The sequence below is a fragment of the Micromonospora sp. NPDC049580 genome (assembly GCF_040675595.1).
Classification (GTDB): Bacteria; Actinomycetota; Actinomycetes; order Mycobacteriales; family Micromonosporaceae; genus Micromonospora.
In genome coordinates, this window is sequence record NZ_JBFAPG010000003.1 from 1 (window position 1) to 14,779 (window position 14,779).

The 14,779-nt window shown below is 71.4% G+C and carries 15 protein-coding genes and 1 tRNA gene; 7 read left to right on the top strand and 9 right to left on the bottom strand.

Annotation, left to right across the window (positions count from 1 at the left end):
- Window positions 1-44 precede the first annotated feature (44 nt).
- The 3 genes from AB0J68_RS00470 to argS all read right to left on the bottom strand — a co-directional run bounded on the left by AB0J68_RS00470 (window position 45) and on the right by argS (window position 4,526).
- Window positions 45-1,481, bottom strand: coding sequence for an extracellular solute-binding protein (locus AB0J68_RS00470; protein ID WP_363935185.1), 1,437 nt, complete (start codon window positions 1,479-1,481; stop codon window positions 45-47).
- Window positions 1,482-1,916: 435 nt separating this feature from the next.
- Window positions 1,917-2,786, bottom strand: a complete 870-nt coding sequence (locus AB0J68_RS00475) for an IclR family transcriptional regulator (protein ID WP_354853631.1) — start codon at window positions 2,784-2,786, stop codon at window positions 1,917-1,919.
- 21 nt (window positions 2,787-2,807) lie between these two features.
- Entirely contained in the window at window positions 2,808-4,526 is a 1,719-nt protein-coding gene (argS, locus tag AB0J68_RS00480; RefSeq protein ID WP_363935187.1) for an arginine--tRNA ligase, read from the bottom strand.
- Between the two features lie 333 nt (window positions 4,527-4,859).
- Between argS and AB0J68_RS00485 the strand changes: the two genes are divergently transcribed.
- From AB0J68_RS00485 to AB0J68_RS00505, 5 genes are read left to right on the top strand one after another with little or no spacing between them, the layout of a single operon-like run.
- Window positions 4,860-5,411, top strand: a complete 552-nt coding sequence (locus AB0J68_RS00485) for a sigma-70 family RNA polymerase sigma factor (protein ID WP_363935188.1) — start codon at window positions 4,860-4,862, stop codon at window positions 5,409-5,411.
- Window positions 5,408-6,214 carry a hypothetical protein gene (locus AB0J68_RS00490; protein ID WP_354853639.1) on the top strand — a complete coding sequence of 269 codons (807 nt, stop codon included), beginning with the start codon at window positions 5,408-5,410 and terminating at the stop codon, window positions 6,212-6,214. Before AB0J68_RS00485 ends, AB0J68_RS00490 begins: the two co-directional genes overlap by 4 nt.
- A gap of 11 nt (window positions 6,215-6,225) precedes the next feature.
- Window positions 6,226-7,026, top strand: a complete 801-nt coding sequence (locus AB0J68_RS00495) for an ATP-binding cassette domain-containing protein (protein WP_354853642.1) — start codon at window positions 6,226-6,228, stop codon at window positions 7,024-7,026.
- Window positions 7,023-8,345: a hypothetical protein gene (locus AB0J68_RS00500; protein ID WP_363935190.1), complete on the top strand. Its 1,323-nt coding sequence runs from the start codon at window positions 7,023-7,025 to the stop codon at window positions 8,343-8,345. Before AB0J68_RS00495 ends, AB0J68_RS00500 begins: the two co-directional genes overlap by 4 nt.
- The gene (locus tag AB0J68_RS00505; protein WP_363935192.1) at window positions 8,342-8,914 is read left to right on the top strand and encodes a hypothetical protein; all 573 of its coding nucleotides are present in this window, start codon (window positions 8,342-8,344) and stop codon (window positions 8,912-8,914) included. Before AB0J68_RS00500 ends, AB0J68_RS00505 begins: the two co-directional genes overlap by 4 nt.
- An 11-nt stretch (window positions 8,915-8,925) precedes the next feature.
- Here AB0J68_RS00505 and AB0J68_RS00510 read toward each other — a convergent pair whose 3' ends face one another.
- From AB0J68_RS00510 to AB0J68_RS00520, 3 genes are all read right to left on the bottom strand, one after another.
- Window positions 8,926-9,183, bottom strand: a complete 258-nt coding sequence (locus AB0J68_RS00510; RefSeq protein WP_354853651.1) for a Txe/YoeB family addiction module toxin — start codon at window positions 9,181-9,183, stop codon at window positions 8,926-8,928.
- A complete protein-coding gene (locus tag AB0J68_RS00515) occupies window positions 9,180-9,455 on the bottom strand; it encodes a type II toxin-antitoxin system prevent-host-death family antitoxin (RefSeq protein ID WP_354853654.1) in 276 nt (91 codons plus the stop codon). Before AB0J68_RS00515 ends, AB0J68_RS00510 begins: the two co-directional genes overlap by 4 nt.
- Before the next feature lie 74 nt (window positions 9,456-9,529).
- Window positions 9,530-9,604: transfer RNA gene (locus tag AB0J68_RS00520), tRNA-Lys, on the bottom strand.
- A 208-nt stretch (window positions 9,605-9,812) separates the two neighbouring features.
- On the opposite strand from AB0J68_RS00520, the gene AB0J68_RS00525 reads away from it, so the two are divergent.
- Window positions 9,813-10,115, top strand: coding sequence for a hypothetical protein (locus AB0J68_RS00525; RefSeq protein ID WP_355064712.1), 303 nt, complete (start codon window positions 9,813-9,815; stop codon window positions 10,113-10,115).
- 126 nt (window positions 10,116-10,241) lie between these two features.
- Window positions 10,242-11,324, top strand: a complete 1,083-nt coding sequence (locus tag AB0J68_RS00530) for an NAD-dependent epimerase/dehydratase family protein (RefSeq protein ID WP_363935196.1) — start codon at window positions 10,242-10,244, stop codon at window positions 11,322-11,324.
- 112 nt (window positions 11,325-11,436) lie between these two features.
- Here the strand turns inward: AB0J68_RS00530 and AB0J68_RS00535 are convergent, their stop codons facing one another.
- The 3 genes from AB0J68_RS00535 to AB0J68_RS00545 all read right to left on the bottom strand — a co-directional run bounded on the left by AB0J68_RS00535 (window position 11,437) and on the right by AB0J68_RS00545 (window position 14,732).
- Window positions 11,437-12,633, bottom strand: coding sequence for a hypothetical protein (locus AB0J68_RS00535; protein WP_363935221.1), 1,197 nt, complete (start codon window positions 12,631-12,633; stop codon window positions 11,437-11,439).
- Between the two features lie 116 nt (window positions 12,634-12,749).
- On the bottom strand, window positions 12,750-13,499 hold the full coding sequence (locus tag AB0J68_RS00540; RefSeq protein ID WP_354853685.1) for a ZIP family zinc transporter: 750 nt from the start codon (window positions 13,497-13,499) through the stop codon (window positions 12,750-12,752).
- 42 nt (window positions 13,500-13,541) lie between these two features.
- On the bottom strand, window positions 13,542-14,732 hold the full coding sequence (locus tag AB0J68_RS00545) for a GNAT family N-acetyltransferase (protein ID WP_363935198.1): 1,191 nt from the start codon (window positions 14,730-14,732) through the stop codon (window positions 13,542-13,544).
- Between the last annotated feature and the right edge of the window lie 47 nt (window positions 14,733-14,779).

Below are 14,779 nucleotides of genomic sequence, written 5' to 3' on the forward strand. Positions count from 1 at the left end.
CGAGGACACCCTCGCCGCCGGGACCCGCGCAGGACGGACCGACCTCACTGCGGCAGCCCCTGCTGGTTGAAGATCTGCACCATCTTCGCGTGGGCGGCCGTCACGGCCTGCGCCGGCGCCGTGCCCTGGACGACCTGCTGCATCATGTCGGTGAGGACGTACGCCGCGCCGACGGCCTGCTGGCCGGCGCTGGCCTTCTGCGGGAAGGTCAGGCCGTTCTTCGTGTTCAGCGGCAGCTTCAGTTGAGTGATCTTGCGCAGCATGGGGAACGCCGGGTCGCCGCTGGTGAAGAACGGGTCGGCGTCCCAGACCTTCTCCCAGGCGGGCATCACCAGGCCGGGTGCCTCCTTCGCCACCCCGAGCAGCGCGGGCGCGCTGACCAGGTACTGCGCCAGGAGTTTGGCGAGCCCGGGGTTCTTGGCGCCCTTGAAGACGACGAAGCCCTGCGACTGGCCGAGCAGCAGGGGATTGTTGGTCGCCGGCCCGATGCAGTCGGAGAACACGTGGGTGTTCGCGTACACCGGGTTCTTCTTGGTCCGGGAGTCCGCGTAGACGCTGAACTGGTTGCGGGTATAGCCGAGGATTCCCGCGAGCCAGTTCTCGTTGTTGCTGGTGTCGGTCCAGCTCGCGATCCCCGGCGGCAGCATCGGCTTGTACTTGGGATTGGTGTAGATGTCGCCCAGGAAGGTCACCGCCTGCACCGTCTCGGGGGAGTCGAACGTGACCTTCCGGCCGTCGTTGGAGGCGATCGACCCGCCGTACGCGTTGATCAGCGCCTCGATCATGCCGTTGCCGTCACCGGACCGGTTCACCGTCATGCCCCAGCCGAACCGGCGCTTGCTGGGATCGGAGATCTCCAGGCAGAGGTCCCGCAGCTCCTCCCAGCTGTAGATGTCCTTGGGCGTGATGCCCTTGTCCTGCATCCAGTCCTTGCGCAGGAACGATCCGATCCCGATGAAGTGGTACGGGATCGCGAACCACCTCCCGTCGAAGACGCAGAAGTTCGTGGCCTCGGCGGAGGGTTGGCCGTACGTGGCGGTCAGCGCTGTGACGACGTCCGTCACGTCCTCCAGGTCGCCCAGCGCTTGGAACTGCGCGACGAACCGCGAGTCGGTCATGAACGCCAGGTCGCGCGCCACCCCGCCTTTGACCTCGGCGTCGATCTTGGCCACCACGTCACCGGCGTCGGCCTGGACCAGACTGTTCTCGATCTTCGTTCCGGTGGTGTCGGCGAACTTCTTGACCGAGCTGTCGAGGGCCTCGTTCGCCGCCGTCGAGTACAGCTTCTGCGACAGCATCCCCATCGAGGAGCCCTTCATCGACGACGCGGCGTCGATCAGCTCCTGTGGAACGTCCGGCTGCACCTTGCTGGGCGATTCGGAGCTGCCCCCGCACGCGGCCAGGCCGGTCGCGCCGAGCACACCCACCCCCACCCCCAGAAAGCCGCGCCGAGACCACGCCGGCTTTTCTTCCATGGACATTCGCCTCCTTCATTTCCCCGCGCACGGCTGCACGCCGAAGGCTCACCTGGCGGACACCGCGATGGTTGTGTTCCAGTTGGGTTTCTGTGGCGGCGACCACGGACGGTCGCCCGTCGAGATCAGGTCGTTCGTGGGTCGCCACGGTGGCGAGCGGGCCCGCCCACCACCGGGGAACGTCCGCTCACGCACGCTTCGCCCGGGCCACTCGCGACATTTCGGGTGCCGCACGTCGGGCAGCGCGACGAGGTTGAGGCGATCGGCGACCGGGCCGAGATGGTGGCGCTGACGTTCCAGTTCGGTCGGGTCACGGGACCACCGCCGTTCGAGATTTCGAACTAGGTTCGATATACCGGATCGAGTGGTCGCGACGCTAGAGCAGCGCACTGAGTAATGTCAATGTTTCGATGCTGTTTCGACCCGAAAGCGGGAGGTCGGCTATCGAGACTGGGCCCGGTAGCCCATCCGAGCCGACAGCGCGGCCGCGCCCTCCCGAACCAGCCCGGTCCACTCCACCTGCACCTCAGGCGTCCAGCGGATGATCGGCGCGGACAGGCTCATCGCGGCGATGACGGCACCGGAATGGTCCCGGATCGCCGCCGCGACGCAGCGCATCGCGCTGTCCGACTCGCCGACGTCGACCGCGACACCCTCCGCCCGGACACCTTCGAGATGCTCACGGAGAAGGTCCGGGTCGGTGATGCTGTCCGGCGTCATCCCCGGCAGCGGATCCTTCGACAGGACGGCGTCCAGGTCCGCCTGATCGAGGGCCGACAGCAGTACCTTGCCGACCGCCGTGCAGTGGGCCGGCAGCCGCAGCCCCACACCGGAAACCATCCGCACGGGGTGCGTGCTGTCGAACTTGACGAGGTAGATGACATCGGCGCCGTCGAGCACCGCCACATGAACCGCCTCGTCACACCTGGCGGCCACGTCCCGCGCGACGCCCTGCGCCTCGCGTACCAGATCAAGCCGGCCCGCGAACGCCGCGCCCAGCTGGAACAGCGGCATGCCGAGCCGGTACTGCACCGGCTGGCCCGGTACGGAGATCAGGTACGAGCGAGCCTCAAGCGTCACGAGCAGCTCGTGGACTGTGGTGCGGGGCAGGTCGAGCCGCTCCATCACCTGGCGGGCCGACAGTTGGGGGCAATCCAGGAACAGTTCGAGGACGTCAAGCGCGCGGATGACTGCCGGTACCACACGGGGCATGTCGAAGGTCCCTTCGCAGTGCCGGACTCGTGCCAACGATCTCCACACGGACCAGCACCTGAAGAGGATAGCCACGTCAGCCCCGAGCGCCATGGCCATGGCGGAGCAGTAAGGGGGCGTTCACATGCGTTCGGGGGTCCGGATGCCGAGCAGGTGCAGGCCCTGCCGAAGCACCCGGGCGGTCAGGTCGCAGAGCACCAGCCGGCTGTCCCGGACTGGCCCCTCGGCCCGCAGCACCGGACACCGTTCGTAGAACGCGCTGAACGCCGCGGCCAGCCGGTACAGGTAGCCGGCGAGGTGATGGAACTCCAGGTTCTCCGCCACCTCGCCGACCACCCGGCCGAAGCCGACCAGCTCGAAGGCCAGCGCCCGCTCCGCCGGTTCGGCCAGCGAGACGGCCGCTTCCGGCCGGGCCGCCACCCCGGCCCGCCGAAAGATCGACTGGATCCGGGAGTACGCGTACTGGAGGTAGGGCGCGGTGTTGCCGTCCAGGGACAGCATCCGCTCCCAGTCGAGCACGTAGTCCCGGTGCCGGTCGTTGGACAGGTCGGCGTACTTGATCGCGCCGATGCCGACCGCCCGGCCCACCTCGGCCGCCTCCGCCTCGCCCAGTTCCGGGTTCCGGTCCCGGGCCAGCGCGGTGGCCCTCGCGATCGCCTCCTCCAGCAGCCCGACCAGCTTCACCGACCCGCCGGCCCGGCTGCGCAGCATCCGCCCGTCCGACCCGAGGATCGAGCCGAACCCGACATGCTCGGCCCGGGCCGGCGGGGACAGCCAACCGGCCTGTGCGGCGACGGCGTACACCATCTCGAAGTGCCGCCGTTGCGGCAGCCCGACCACGTAGAGCAGTCGGGTCGCGCCCAGCGCGTCGGTCCGCTGCCGGATCGCCGCCAGGTCGGTCGCCGCGTACCCGTACCCGCCGTCGGACTTGCGGACGATCAGCGGCAGCGGCTCGCCGCCCCGGCCCACCGAGCCGGGCGGGAACACGCAGGCCGCCCCCTCGCTCTCGCGCAGCAGGCCGAGCCGACCCAGGTCCTCGACCACCGGGGCGAGCAGGTCGTTGTAGCTGCTCTCGCCGTGGAAGTCCCGCTCGGTGAGGGTCACGTCGAGCCTGTCGTACACGGTCAGGAAGTACTGCTCGGACTGCTCCACCAGCAGCCGCCACAGCCGCAGCGTCACCGGATCGCCGCCCTGCAGGGCCACCACCCGCCGCCGGGACCGCTCGGCGAACGCCTCGTCGGCGTCGAACTTCGCCCGAGCCGCCTTGTAGAACGAGTCCAGGTCCCCCATGGACAGCTCGTGTGCGGCCTCGGCCTCGCCCAGATCGGCCAGATGCTCGATCAGCATGCCGAAGGGCGTGCCCCAGTCGCCCAGGTGATTGGCCCGCAGCACCCGGTGCCCCAGCCACTCCAGCAGCCGGGCCGCCGCGTCGCCGATCACCGTCGAGCGCAGGTGCCCGACGTGCATCTCCTTCGCCACGTTCGGCGCCGAGTAGTCGATGACCACGGTCTCCGGCTCGGCGGCCACCGGCACACCCAGCCGCGGGTCGGTGGCGAGCGCGGACACCAGCCCGGCCAGGACCGCGTCGGCGACGGTCAGGTTGAGAAAGCCCGGCCCGGACACCTCGGCGACACTGCACACGTCGGCCAGGTCGGCGTACTGCAGCACCTCGGCGGCGACGTCGCGCGGCGGCCGGCCGAGCCGCCGGGCCAACGCCAGCGCCGCGTCGGACTGGAAGTCCGCGCGCGGAGACCGCCGCACGACCGGGTCGACAGGTACGCCGGCCACCGTCGCGAACGCCGGCGCCAGCCGGTCGGTCAGCAGCTTTTCCAGATCCATGGGTACGCCGATCTCGCTCGGATCCGCCGCTCGCGGATCACCGGAAGGGGATGCGGGCGGACCGAGGACGATCGGTGACGACCGGCGGCTCGATCCGCCGGTCGCAGGTGAGGGATGCTCAGCGCGGGCGGTCGCAGGACCGCCGGCGTCGCAGCGCGCCGAACAGGACGTCGGGGGACGCCGTCGGGGACGCGTACGAGCTGGACATGGCGTCAACCTAACCAGCGGACCCGTGGCCGTGCAACGCCATTGACGTCCGACCGGGCCGGCGTTGGTGACGGCGGTCACACCGATGCGGGACCCGATCACGAGGGGGTCGTCGTCTTACCTGATGTGAGACGAAGTCTGGACGCGGCCGACGAGCAGGAACTCGTACGTCGCGTGGCCCACGGTGACCGGCGGGCCTTCGACGAGCTCTACCGGCGCACCGCACCCTGGCTGGAGGTGCGGCTGCGGCGTCGGTGCGCCGACCCCGATGTGGTCGCCGACGTCCTCCAGGAGACCTACCTGACGGTGTGGCGGGCGGCCGGCAGCTTCGCCGGCGACCAGGTCAGCGGCAGCGCCGTCGGCTGGTTGTGGACCATCGCCGCGCACCGCCTGGTCGACGCGTTCCGGCGTCGCTCCCGGCAGGCCCGGACGCCGCAGGTACACCCGGTCGAGACGGTCGTGCCCGCCGCCGAGGACGAGGTGCTGGCCGGCCGGGTCGGGCAGGAACTCGAACAGGCCCTCGCCGTGCTGGCGCCCGAGGTCCGCGCGGTGCTGCGCGCCACCGTCCTCGACGGCTTCACCGTCCGCGAGACGTCCGTGCTGCTGGGCGTACCCGAGAACACCGTCAAGTCCCGGATCCGCCGCGCCCGGATCGTCCTGCGGGAGGCCCTGTCATGACCACGCATCCCACCCTGAATGACATCGACCGCTACGCCGACTTCGATCCCGGCCTCGACGAGGCGACCGTCTGGTCGATCGAGGTGCACCTGGAGAACTGCGCCGACTGCCGCGCCCGCCTGGCCGGCAGCACCACGGCCGAGTCGCGCGCCCTGGTCGCCGAGGTCGCGGCAGCCGTCGACCGTGGGATCGCCGCCGGCCCCGCCCCACGGTCCAGGGCCTTCTTCCGTACGCCGGTGCGGCAGCGCTGGTTCGTGGCGGCGCTGCTGCCGTGGGTCGCCATGACCGCCGGCGTGCTCGGCACCGCGGCCCTGCTCACGTACTTCCTGTCCGAGTTGCCGTCGATCGTGTTGCTGCTCGCGCCCCTGGCGCCGCTGCCCGGGGTCGCGGCTGCCTGGAGCAGACGCGCCGACCCGGCCTGGGAGCTGATCGTCGGCACCCCGTCGGCCGGTCTGACGATGCTGTTGCGCCGTACCGCAGTGGTGCTCGTCCTCGTCATCCCGGTGCTCGCCGCGTTCGCCGCCCTCGGCGCCAGCCGGGCGAACCCCGCGCTGATGCTCCTGCCGTGCCTGGCCTTCACCGCCGCCACGCTGCTGCTCGGCTCCCTCGTCGGCGTTCACCGCGCCGCGATCGGCCTGATGGTGGCCTGGGCCGCCGCCGTGGTCGCGCCCAGCCTCGCCACCGCCGAACTGCCGGTGCTCCTGGAACCGGCGGCCACCGGCGGGTGGGCCGTCGTCACTGTCGTGCTGGCCGCCCTGACCCTCCTGCGCGCCAACAGCTTCCGGCGCCTCACCTCGTTCTGAAAGGAACCACCATGCGAGCGGTGAGTACGGCCGAAACGGCCACCACCATCCACCCCTGGGCCATTCACGCCGAGGCGCTGAAGGTGCGGGCCGGCCGCCACCTGGCCGTCGACGGGCTCGACCTGAGCCTGGGCACCGGCGTGCACGGCCTCCTGGGGCGCAACGGCGCGGGCAAGACGACGTTGATGCGTGCCCTCGCCACCGTGCTCAAGCCGGCCGGAGGTCGGCTCACCCTGCTCGGCAGCTCGGTCGACGGCCGCGCCGACCTGCGCCAGGCCCGGCGCGCGCTGGGCTACCTGCCGCAGCACTTCGGCTACTACCCGCGGTTCACGGTGCGCGAGTTCGTGTCGTACCTGGCCTGGTTGAAGGAGATGCCGAAGCCCGACATCCCGGCGGCCACGCAGCGCGCGATCGACCGCGTGGGACTCAGCGCCAAGGCCGACGCCCGCCTCCGGACACTCTCCGGCGGGATGCTGCGCCGGGCCGGCGTCGCCCAGGCCATCGTCAACGACCCGCAGGTGCTGCTGCTGGACGAGCCGACCGTCGGCCTCGACCCCGAACAGCGCCTCGACCTGCGCGAGCTGCTGCGCGACCTGGGTACGGACGCCTGCGTACTGGTCTCCACCCACCTCGTCGAGGACGTGGTCGCCGCCTGCACCGAGGTCGTGCTGATCAACGAGGGTCGGCTGGTCTGGCAGGGCACGCCCGCCGCCCTGGCCACCCAGGGCGACGAACACCACCCGGGCGACAGCCCCGCCGAACGCGGCTACTCGGCCCTGCTCCGCCGCCACCACGCGGAGGCCGCCCGATGAGTGTCCTGAGGATCGAACTGCGGCGCTCCGCCGCGGCCGGCGCTGCCCTGCTCGCGTTGGCGGTCGGCGTCGCCGCCCTCTACATCGCCCCGGGGCGCTGGTCGGAGGGCTGGATGTCCCTCACGCTGACCGTGAAGGAGTACATGATCCTGCTGTGGCCGATCGCCCTGGCCGCCGGAGCGTGGCAGGGCCGCCGCGAGCACCGGGCCAAGGTCGGCGAACTGTTCGCCACCACACCCCGGTCCCGCATCCGCCGGATGCTGCCGGTCCTCGTCGCGATGGGATCCTCGGTCGGGCTCGCCTTCCTGCTCGTGGTCGCCGCGGGCGGCATGCGGATCGCGTCGACCGCCGCCTACTTCCCGCCGGACGTCGTCGCCATCACGCTGGTCGGCGCGCTCTGCCTCGTCGCGGCGGCCTGGCTCGGCCTGGGCATCGGGCGGCTGCTGCCCACTCTGGTGACCGCACCCGTGCTCGCCGTGGCGGGTGTGCTGCTGGTCTTCTTCACCGTGATCATGCGGCCCGACTGGATGGGCGCGATCCTGTCGCCCGCCTACGGCAGCACCCCGTTCTACCCGTTCCAGACCATCGACCCGCGGGTCACCGCCGTGCTCGCCCTCTTCATGGGCGGGCTCGCGCTGACCGGCGTACTCCTGCTGGTCGCCGGGGGCCGACGGGCCTCGGTGGCCGCCGTGCTGCCGGTGCTGCTCGGCTTCGGCGCCGCGGCGGCGATCGTCCCCCGCGACGACGCAGCCCTCGTCGCACCTGTCGACCCCGTCGCCCGCGAACTCGTCTGCACCGACGACGCGCCGAAGGTCTGCGTCACCCGCGTCCACGCGAACGTGCTGGATGCGCTGACCCCCCTCGCCCGCCAGGGCCTGTCCGTCCTCGCGAAAATGCCGAACGCCCCCACGCAGGCGCACGAGGACAGGCGGGCCCTATTCCTCGAGGACGCGCCCGCCCGCGACGCCGACATCGTCACGATCGACGTCCGGATCGACGACCACGGCGGCCTGGCCCACCCCGACGCCGTGGTCCCCGAGATGGTCTTCGGCCTGGGCACCGGGTACGGCAACGGGGAATGCGAGCGCAACGGCGCGGTCGAACGAGCAGCCGCCTACCACCTGCTCGGCCGCGAGCCGGTCTCCGACGTCGGCGTGATCCCCGAGATGATCGAGGAGGATCCGCAGCTCAACGCCGAGGCGGTCACCCTGTGGCAGGGCCTGCAGAAGCTACCGGCACCGGAGGCGATCGCCCGCGTGACGGCGGTACGCGACGCGATCCTGGCCTGCCGGGACACCACCGGACTGCTGTCGCGATGACCCTCCACCTGCGCGCACGACGCGTACCCCTGGCACTGGCCGCGTCCGTCGGCGCCGCAGCGCTGATCTGGGCGCTGTGGCTGACCCTCTCGAAGGAGCGCGACGCCATCCTCCTGCTCGTCGTACTGACGGTCATGCTGATGGTGGCGGTCCTGTCGACCACGCTGGCCGCCCCGGACGAAGACCTGGAACGCACTGCCGCACTGCACTGGCCGTGGCGCCGAGCCGTGCACCTGCTGGCCGCTCTGGCGGTCGTACTCGTCGTGCTGCTCGCCACTCAGCTCACCGGTGCCCGTTTCGGCCCCGCCGCGCTGGTGGTCCGCGACTCCGCCGGCCTGCTGGGCCTGACCGCCCTCTGCGCGGCGGTCGTGGGCGCGGCCCGCGCCTGGTTCCTCCCCATGGGCTGGGCTGTCGTCGCCGCGATGTTCCCTCAGCCGAGCACGTGGGGCGCGTTCGCCACCTGGCAGGGACAACCCCACACCAGCCGACCGGCGGCGGCGGTCGCAACCGTCCTGGCGGTCACCGGCCTGGTGACGTACGCGATGCGCGGAGCCGCCCGACGCGAGTGACTGGCCGTCCGCTACCGGTCGACGTAGTGGTACCGGCAGGCGATGATCTCGACGTCGTCCTTGGTGACCCGATACACCAGCCGGTGTTCGCGATCGATCCGGCGGGACCAGAAGCCGGACAGCTCTCCTCGAAGGGGTTCCGGCTTGCCGATGCCCTCGTATCCGTTGCGCATCACGTCCGCGATGAGATCGTTGATGCGTTTGACCAACTTGCGGTCGGTGTGGCTGAGGTACTGGTTCCAGGCCGTCGCGGTGAAGACCAGCCTCACGCGATGTCCCGGACGGTGGCCGGGTCGATCAGGTCCCGCTCGACCGCGTCGCCCTTCTCAAGCTCTGCCATCGAGCGGCGCAGGGCTGCGGCGTTGGCCGGGTTGCGAAGGAGGTACTCGGTCTCCTTCATCGACTCGTACTCCGCAAGTGGCACGATCACCACGGGCTCGTGTCCGGACCGGGTCACCACTACTTCCTCCGCGTCGTTGATGACGCTGTCGAGTTCGGCGGCCAGGTTCTGTCGAAGCTGGGTGAAGTTCACGGTCCGCATGACCACCTCCAGGGTAAGTACAGAAAACTGTACCTCGCATAGGTGACCCGGGGAGACTCTCACAGAAGATCAACTGGTGGGCCGCCAGGGACTCGAACCCTGAACCTATGGATTAAAAGTCCACAGCTCTGCCATTGAGCTAGCGGCCCGCGCGCTCAGGTTACCTGACAGTCAGCGTCGTTGACTCTCGGCTTCCAGCCGGCCGTCGATGCCTGGCGAGCTCAGGTGATCAACACCAGGTCGGCGAGGTGGCGGTGTCCGGGGCGGTGGATACCGCCGTGTCGGGGAGGTGGAGTGGATCATGCCGACCGCACGCCACCGTGTGTGGCGAGGGACGGCTGGGGAATGGGAACGGGCATGAGCGCGAGCGGCAGCCCGGCGGTGGCGGCTTCCGGGGAGGAGATCGGGTCGGACGGCGTACGTCAGCCGGGCGGGGAGGTGCACGCGTGGCTGCCCGGCCAGAACCAGACCGTCTGCGGTCTGGCGCTCAGCCGCACTCGGCTGCGCCGCTTTCCGCACGTGCGCTTCGACTACCTGGGTACCGACGTGCTCACCGAGGCGGACGCGGTGGGCTGGATCTGCCCGCGTTGCCTGGCGGCCACCCTCGGTCGCCGGGGCAAGGAGAAGCACGGCTGGGTCCGCGACTCGCCGCGCCCTTGATCGACTCGGATTCAGGGAAGTCGGGCTGTCCCGCCCCCGCCGTTACCCCGAGATGCAGGAAGCCGAGTCCACGGGCGCGGCGCGCGGCGGCGGTTGACCGGCTGCTGGACGGGTACGGGGTCGGGCATGCGGATCGTGGTGGTGGGGGCGAGTGGCAACGTCGGTACGGCGGTGCTGCGGCGGCTGCGCCGGGAGCGCGGCGTGGAGCTGGCCGGGGTGGTCCGGCGGTTGCCCGGCCCGGATGCCGGTACGCCGTACGAGCAGGTGGAGTGGCACTCCTGCGACATCGGTGCGCCGGGCGCGGTGGGCCAGCTCGCCGAGGTGTTCGCGGGAGCGGACGCGGTGGTGCACCTGGCCTGGCAGATCCAACCCAGTCACGACCGGCGGGTGCTGCGCCGGACGAACGTCGACGGCAGTCGGGCGGTGTTCGAGGCGGTGGCGCGGGCCGGGGTGCCCGCTCTGGTGTACGCCTCGTCGGTCGGCGCGTACGCGCCCGGCCCGAAGGACCACCCGATCAGCGAGCGGTGGCCGGCCACCGGAGTGTCCGGCTCGTCGTACAGCGAGCACAAGGCCGAGGTCGAGGCGCTGCTGGACGGACTGGAGCGGGAGCACCCGACGCTGCGGGTGGTTCGCCTGCGGCCCGGTCTGATCTTCCAGCGGGACGCCGGTACGGAGATCACCCGCTATTTTCTCGGCCCGTTGGCGCCGGTACGACTGCTGCGCTTCGGCCGGATACCGCTGGTGCCGACCAACCGGCGGCTGCGGATGCAGGCGGTCCACGCCGACGATGTGGCTGACGCGTACGCCAGGGCGGTTCTGGGTGATGCGCGCGGCGCGTTCAACGTCGCCGCGGACCCGGTGCTGACCCCGGAGCTGGTGGCTCGGCACTTCCACGGCTGGACGGTGCCGGTCGCCGCTCCGGTGCTGCGGGTGGCGGCGGCGCTGACCTGGCGGGCGCGGTTGCAGCCGGTCGACGCGGGCTGGGTCGAGTTGGGCCTGAACGCGCCACTGATGTCCAGCGAGCGGGCCGAGACCGAGCTGGGTTGGGTACCCAAGATCGACGCTTTGACCGCGCTCAAGGAGCTGTTCGTCGGCATGGCCGGCGGCGACCACACGGCCAGCCCGCCGCTCTCCGCGGCGCGCACCCTGCCCGGCCGCCCCGCCGGCCTCCTGCACGCCCACCCGCCAGGCGAGAAGAACCCCTACTGACGCGGTGATCAAGAGCTTTGGGTCAGAAAACCCGGCCTCGGTGACCCGAACCTCTTGATCACCTGCGGCAGGCCGCCAGGCGGCCAGGGGCGGGCGGTCAGAGGGCGGGCGGTCAGGCGGGCTTGGGGCCGATGACCTCGGGGTTGCGGGCGCCCAGGAAGAAGATGCCGCGGTAGCCGGGGGTCTCGAACTTGCCGCTCGGGTTGCGGCGCAGCGGGGAGTTTTCGATCTTCATCGTGCCGGTGCGGTTGTTGCTGACGAAGAAGATCGCGCCGCCGCCCTCGTTGGCCTTGTTGTTCTCGATGACGGTGCCGGCGATCCGTACGGTGAACTCGTTGCCGTCGCAGTAGATCGCGCCGCCGCTGCCGCCGCCGGGCGTGCCGGACTTGGCCGGGTTGGCGCCGCTGCCGATCGCCTCGTTGTTCCTGAGCAGGCTGTTGAGCACCACCCACGACACGCCGATGCTGCTCAGCGCCCCTCCGTTCGAGCAGGAGCCGCCGTCGAAGGTGCTGCTCACGACGTACACCGGCTTGTTCTCGTACTGGCTCAGCACCCGGACGGCCGCACCCCCCAGGTCCGGGCCGGTACGGTCGCAGCGGTTGTGGACGAAGCGCGAGTTGACCACCTTGAGCCGTCCGCCGCGGACGAAGATCGCGCCCCCGCCGCCGCCCTCCGTCTTGTCGCCGGTGGAGTTGCCGTCGGCGAAGGTCAGGTTCTGCACGGTGAGCTGCGGGTGGTCCTGGTTCTGGCAGTGCGAGGTGGTGAAGCCCTGGGCCTCGTCGCAGGTGTTCATGTAGAGGATGCGGCGCTGCCCCTGGCCGCTCAGCGTCACCCTGCCGCCGCCGTCGAGCACGATCTTCGGCCCGTTGGCGTTGCGGATCTTCGCGGTGGCGGCCATCTTGATCGTCACCGGGGCCGGTCCACAGTTGAACGTGATGACGCCGCCGGCGGCCACGGCCTTCACCACCGCCGCCGAGGTGCAGCTCGCCGGGGTGCCGGTGCCGATGGTGCGGGTCGGCTTCGACGTGTCCACCGCGCGCGCCTCGGTCGGCACGGTGGCGTGGCCGTTCGGGTTGCCGGCCGCGAGCGCCTTGGCGGCCGGGGTGGTCGGCTTCGGGCTCGCGCTGGCCCCGGGGCCACCGAGACCGTCCCGGCCCGCCGGTGCGACACCCTGGTCGCCCGTCGAGAGGGCTTCCGGCGTGGCCTGCGGGGTGGCCGACGCGCCGGCCGGAGCCGGATCGGTGGACCCGCAGGCGGGCAGGGTCGCGGTGGCGACACCGAGGACGAGCAGAGCGGCAAGCGACGTCATGCGCACCCCGCTGATGCTAGGAGCCCCGACGGCGTCACGACGAATCCGCCGTGCCGGTTTAATGCGCCGCTAAGCAATGCCGCTCGCCGGCGGTCGACTCACGCAGCCCTTCGCGCTCACGCGTGGGAGAGCGCGAAGGCCGTCAGGAAGCCGGCGACCGTGATGAGGCCGACCAGCAGGTGGGCGTTCTCGAACGCCTCCGGGACCATCGTGTCGGTGATCATGGCGAGGATCGCCCCGCCGGCCAGCGCGGTGATGGCGGCCAGCACCTCCGGCGGTGCGCCGCCCAGCAGGGTGTTGCCGAGCAGCGCCGCCACACCGCTGATCAGCGCGATCCCGGTCCACAGCAGGAAGACGTACCGCCGGGTGCGGCCCGCCTGGCGCATGCCGGCCGCGCTGGACAGCCCCTCCGGGACGTTGCTGAGGAACACCGCCGCCACGGTGACCAGGCTGACCGCGCCGCCGGCGAGCAGGCTGGCGCCGATCACGACCGATTCCGGTACGCCGTCCAGCAGCGCCCCGACCGCGATCGCCGACCCCGAACCGGGCTGCTCACCCTCGGAGGGCTGCTGGTCGCCCGAGCGCTTCCGGTTCCGCGCGCCGTGTCGGGCGAGGCCCACATTTGCCAGGGTGTAGACGATCGCGCCACCGGCCGCGCCGAGCACGGTGGGCAGCATCCCGCCCTGCTCGTGGGCCACCTGGATCAGCTCGTACGAGACGGCGGAGAGCAGCACCCCCGCGCCGAACGCCATGATCGACGCGGTGATCCGCTGCGGCACCCGGACGAAGAAGCCGACCGCCGCCCCGATCAGCAGGGCCGACCCGGCCAGCAATCCCCATCCACCCGCCTGCAACCACTCCGGCATTCCGGGGACCGTACCCGCTGGACCGAGGTCGGCAAACCGCGCTCAGAAGTCGGCGAAGAGGTACGGCACCCGGCGCCCGAAGATGTCGCGCAGCTCGGTGGCGGCGTCTGCCGGCACGTCGCCCAGCCCTCGCAACGGCAGCTCGGCCGGGTCCAGCACCCCGTACGCCAGGGCGGACAGCCCGGCCGCGGTCAGCGTGGCCGTCGGCGTGCGGCCGCTGTCGTCGGAGACCAGTTCCAGCGCGCCGGTCGTACCGTCGAGCAGATGGGTGCCGGCCAGCCACCGGTCCCCGGTCAGTTCGACCCGGACCCGGCCTGGGCCGGCGGGCAGCCCGTGCAGCGCGTCCAGCGACAGCAGCCGGGCCATCGGGGCGGACGAGCCCGGCCGGCCCACCCGCGCCTCGACGTGCACGTCCAGGTCGGTCAGCCACAGCTCCGGCAACTCGTCGGGCGGGACCTGGACGGTGACGCGCTCGACCTGGTCGACGTGCCGGGCGAAGAACTGCAGCAGCAGCGTACGGGCGAGGGGGTCGGCGACCAGCAGCTCGTTGCCGATCAGCGTGCCGCCGTGGTCGTCGATCCGGTACGTGACAGCGCCGGTGACCTCACCGGCCACCCGGGCGGTGACCAGCCAGTACTCGTCCCGGTCACGCAGGCCGGCCGCCCGGTGGTCCGGGAACACCGAGAACCCGTGCCGGGTCTGCAGGCAGCGCTCGGTGAACGCCCGCCAGGCGGGATAACCGGCGGCGATCCGCTCCCAGCCCACCTCGCCGGGCAGCTCGGCGCGGACGAGTGGGCCCAGGTCGGCCGGGGAGAAGGCGACCGTACGCGGCTTGGGCAGCCCGACGTAGCCGAACCGGGCGTAGAAGCTGGGCCGGAACGGGTAGAGCGCGCTGAGCACGTGCCCCTCGTCGCGCATCTCGTCGAGGAGCTGGTGCAGCAGCCTGCGGACGTGCCCCTGCCGGCGGGCCAGCGGATGGGTGGCCACCCCGGCGACACCGGCCATCGGCAGCACCACGCCGCGCAGGTTCTGCCGCATGCCGATGGCCGAGACGGCGGCCAGGGTGGTGCCGTCCTCCTCGACGATCAGCGTCCGGTTGCCCTGGTTGTAGGGCAGGTAGTCGCGGAACTCCTCCACCCGGGCGGCACTGAGCGGCGATGCCTCGAAGGCGTACGCGGCCAGCGGGAAACTCGTCGTGAGACGTTCGTCGGCGGTCACCCGTCGGATGGTCATCCGCCCATCTCAACCCGCCGCGCAGGTTGCAGCAACCGGATTGGCCC

What these genes read in the sequence shown, in the direction of transcription:
- argS (WP_363935187.1), bottom strand. Translation starts at nt 4,526, where the DNA reads ATGGATCTGGAAAAGCTGCTGACCGACCGGCTGGCGCCGGCGTTCGCG.
- AB0J68_RS00475 (WP_354853631.1), bottom strand. Translation starts at nt 2,786, where the DNA reads ATGGCCATGGCGCTCGGGGCTGACGTGGCTATCCTCTTCAGGTGCTGG.
- AB0J68_RS00530 (WP_363935196.1), top strand. Translation starts at nt 10,242, where the DNA reads ATGCGGATCGTGGTGGTGGGGGCGAGTGGCAACGTCGGTACGGCGGTG.
- AB0J68_RS00500 (WP_363935190.1), top strand. Translation starts at nt 7,023, where the DNA reads ATGAGTGTCCTGAGGATCGAACTGCGGCGCTCCGCCGCGGCCGGCGCT.
- AB0J68_RS00545 (WP_363935198.1), bottom strand. Translation starts at nt 14,732, where the DNA reads ATGACCATCCGACGGGTGACCGCCGACGAACGTCTCACGACGAGTTTC.
- AB0J68_RS00515 (WP_354853654.1), bottom strand. Translation starts at nt 9,455, where the DNA reads ATGCGGACCGTGAACTTCACCCAGCTTCGACAGAACCTGGCCGCCGAA.
- AB0J68_RS00495 (WP_354853642.1), top strand. Translation starts at nt 6,226, where the DNA reads ATGCGAGCGGTGAGTACGGCCGAAACGGCCACCACCATCCACCCCTGG.
- AB0J68_RS00540 (WP_354853685.1), bottom strand. Translation starts at nt 13,499, where the DNA reads ATGCCGGAGTGGTTGCAGGCGGGTGGATGGGGATTGCTGGCCGGGTCG.
- AB0J68_RS00505 (WP_363935192.1), top strand. Translation starts at nt 8,342, where the DNA reads ATGACCCTCCACCTGCGCGCACGACGCGTACCCCTGGCACTGGCCGCG.
- AB0J68_RS00470 (WP_363935185.1), bottom strand. Translation starts at nt 1,481, where the DNA reads ATGTCCATGGAAGAAAAGCCGGCGTGGTCTCGGCGCGGCTTTCTGGGG.
- AB0J68_RS00490 (WP_354853639.1), top strand. Translation starts at nt 5,408, where the DNA reads ATGACCACGCATCCCACCCTGAATGACATCGACCGCTACGCCGACTTC.
- AB0J68_RS00525 (WP_355064712.1), top strand. Translation starts at nt 9,813, where the DNA reads ATGAGCGCGAGCGGCAGCCCGGCGGTGGCGGCTTCCGGGGAGGAGATC.
- AB0J68_RS00535 (WP_363935221.1), bottom strand. Translation starts at nt 12,633, where the DNA reads ATGACGTCGCTTGCCGCTCTGCTCGTCCTCGGTGTCGCCACCGCGACC.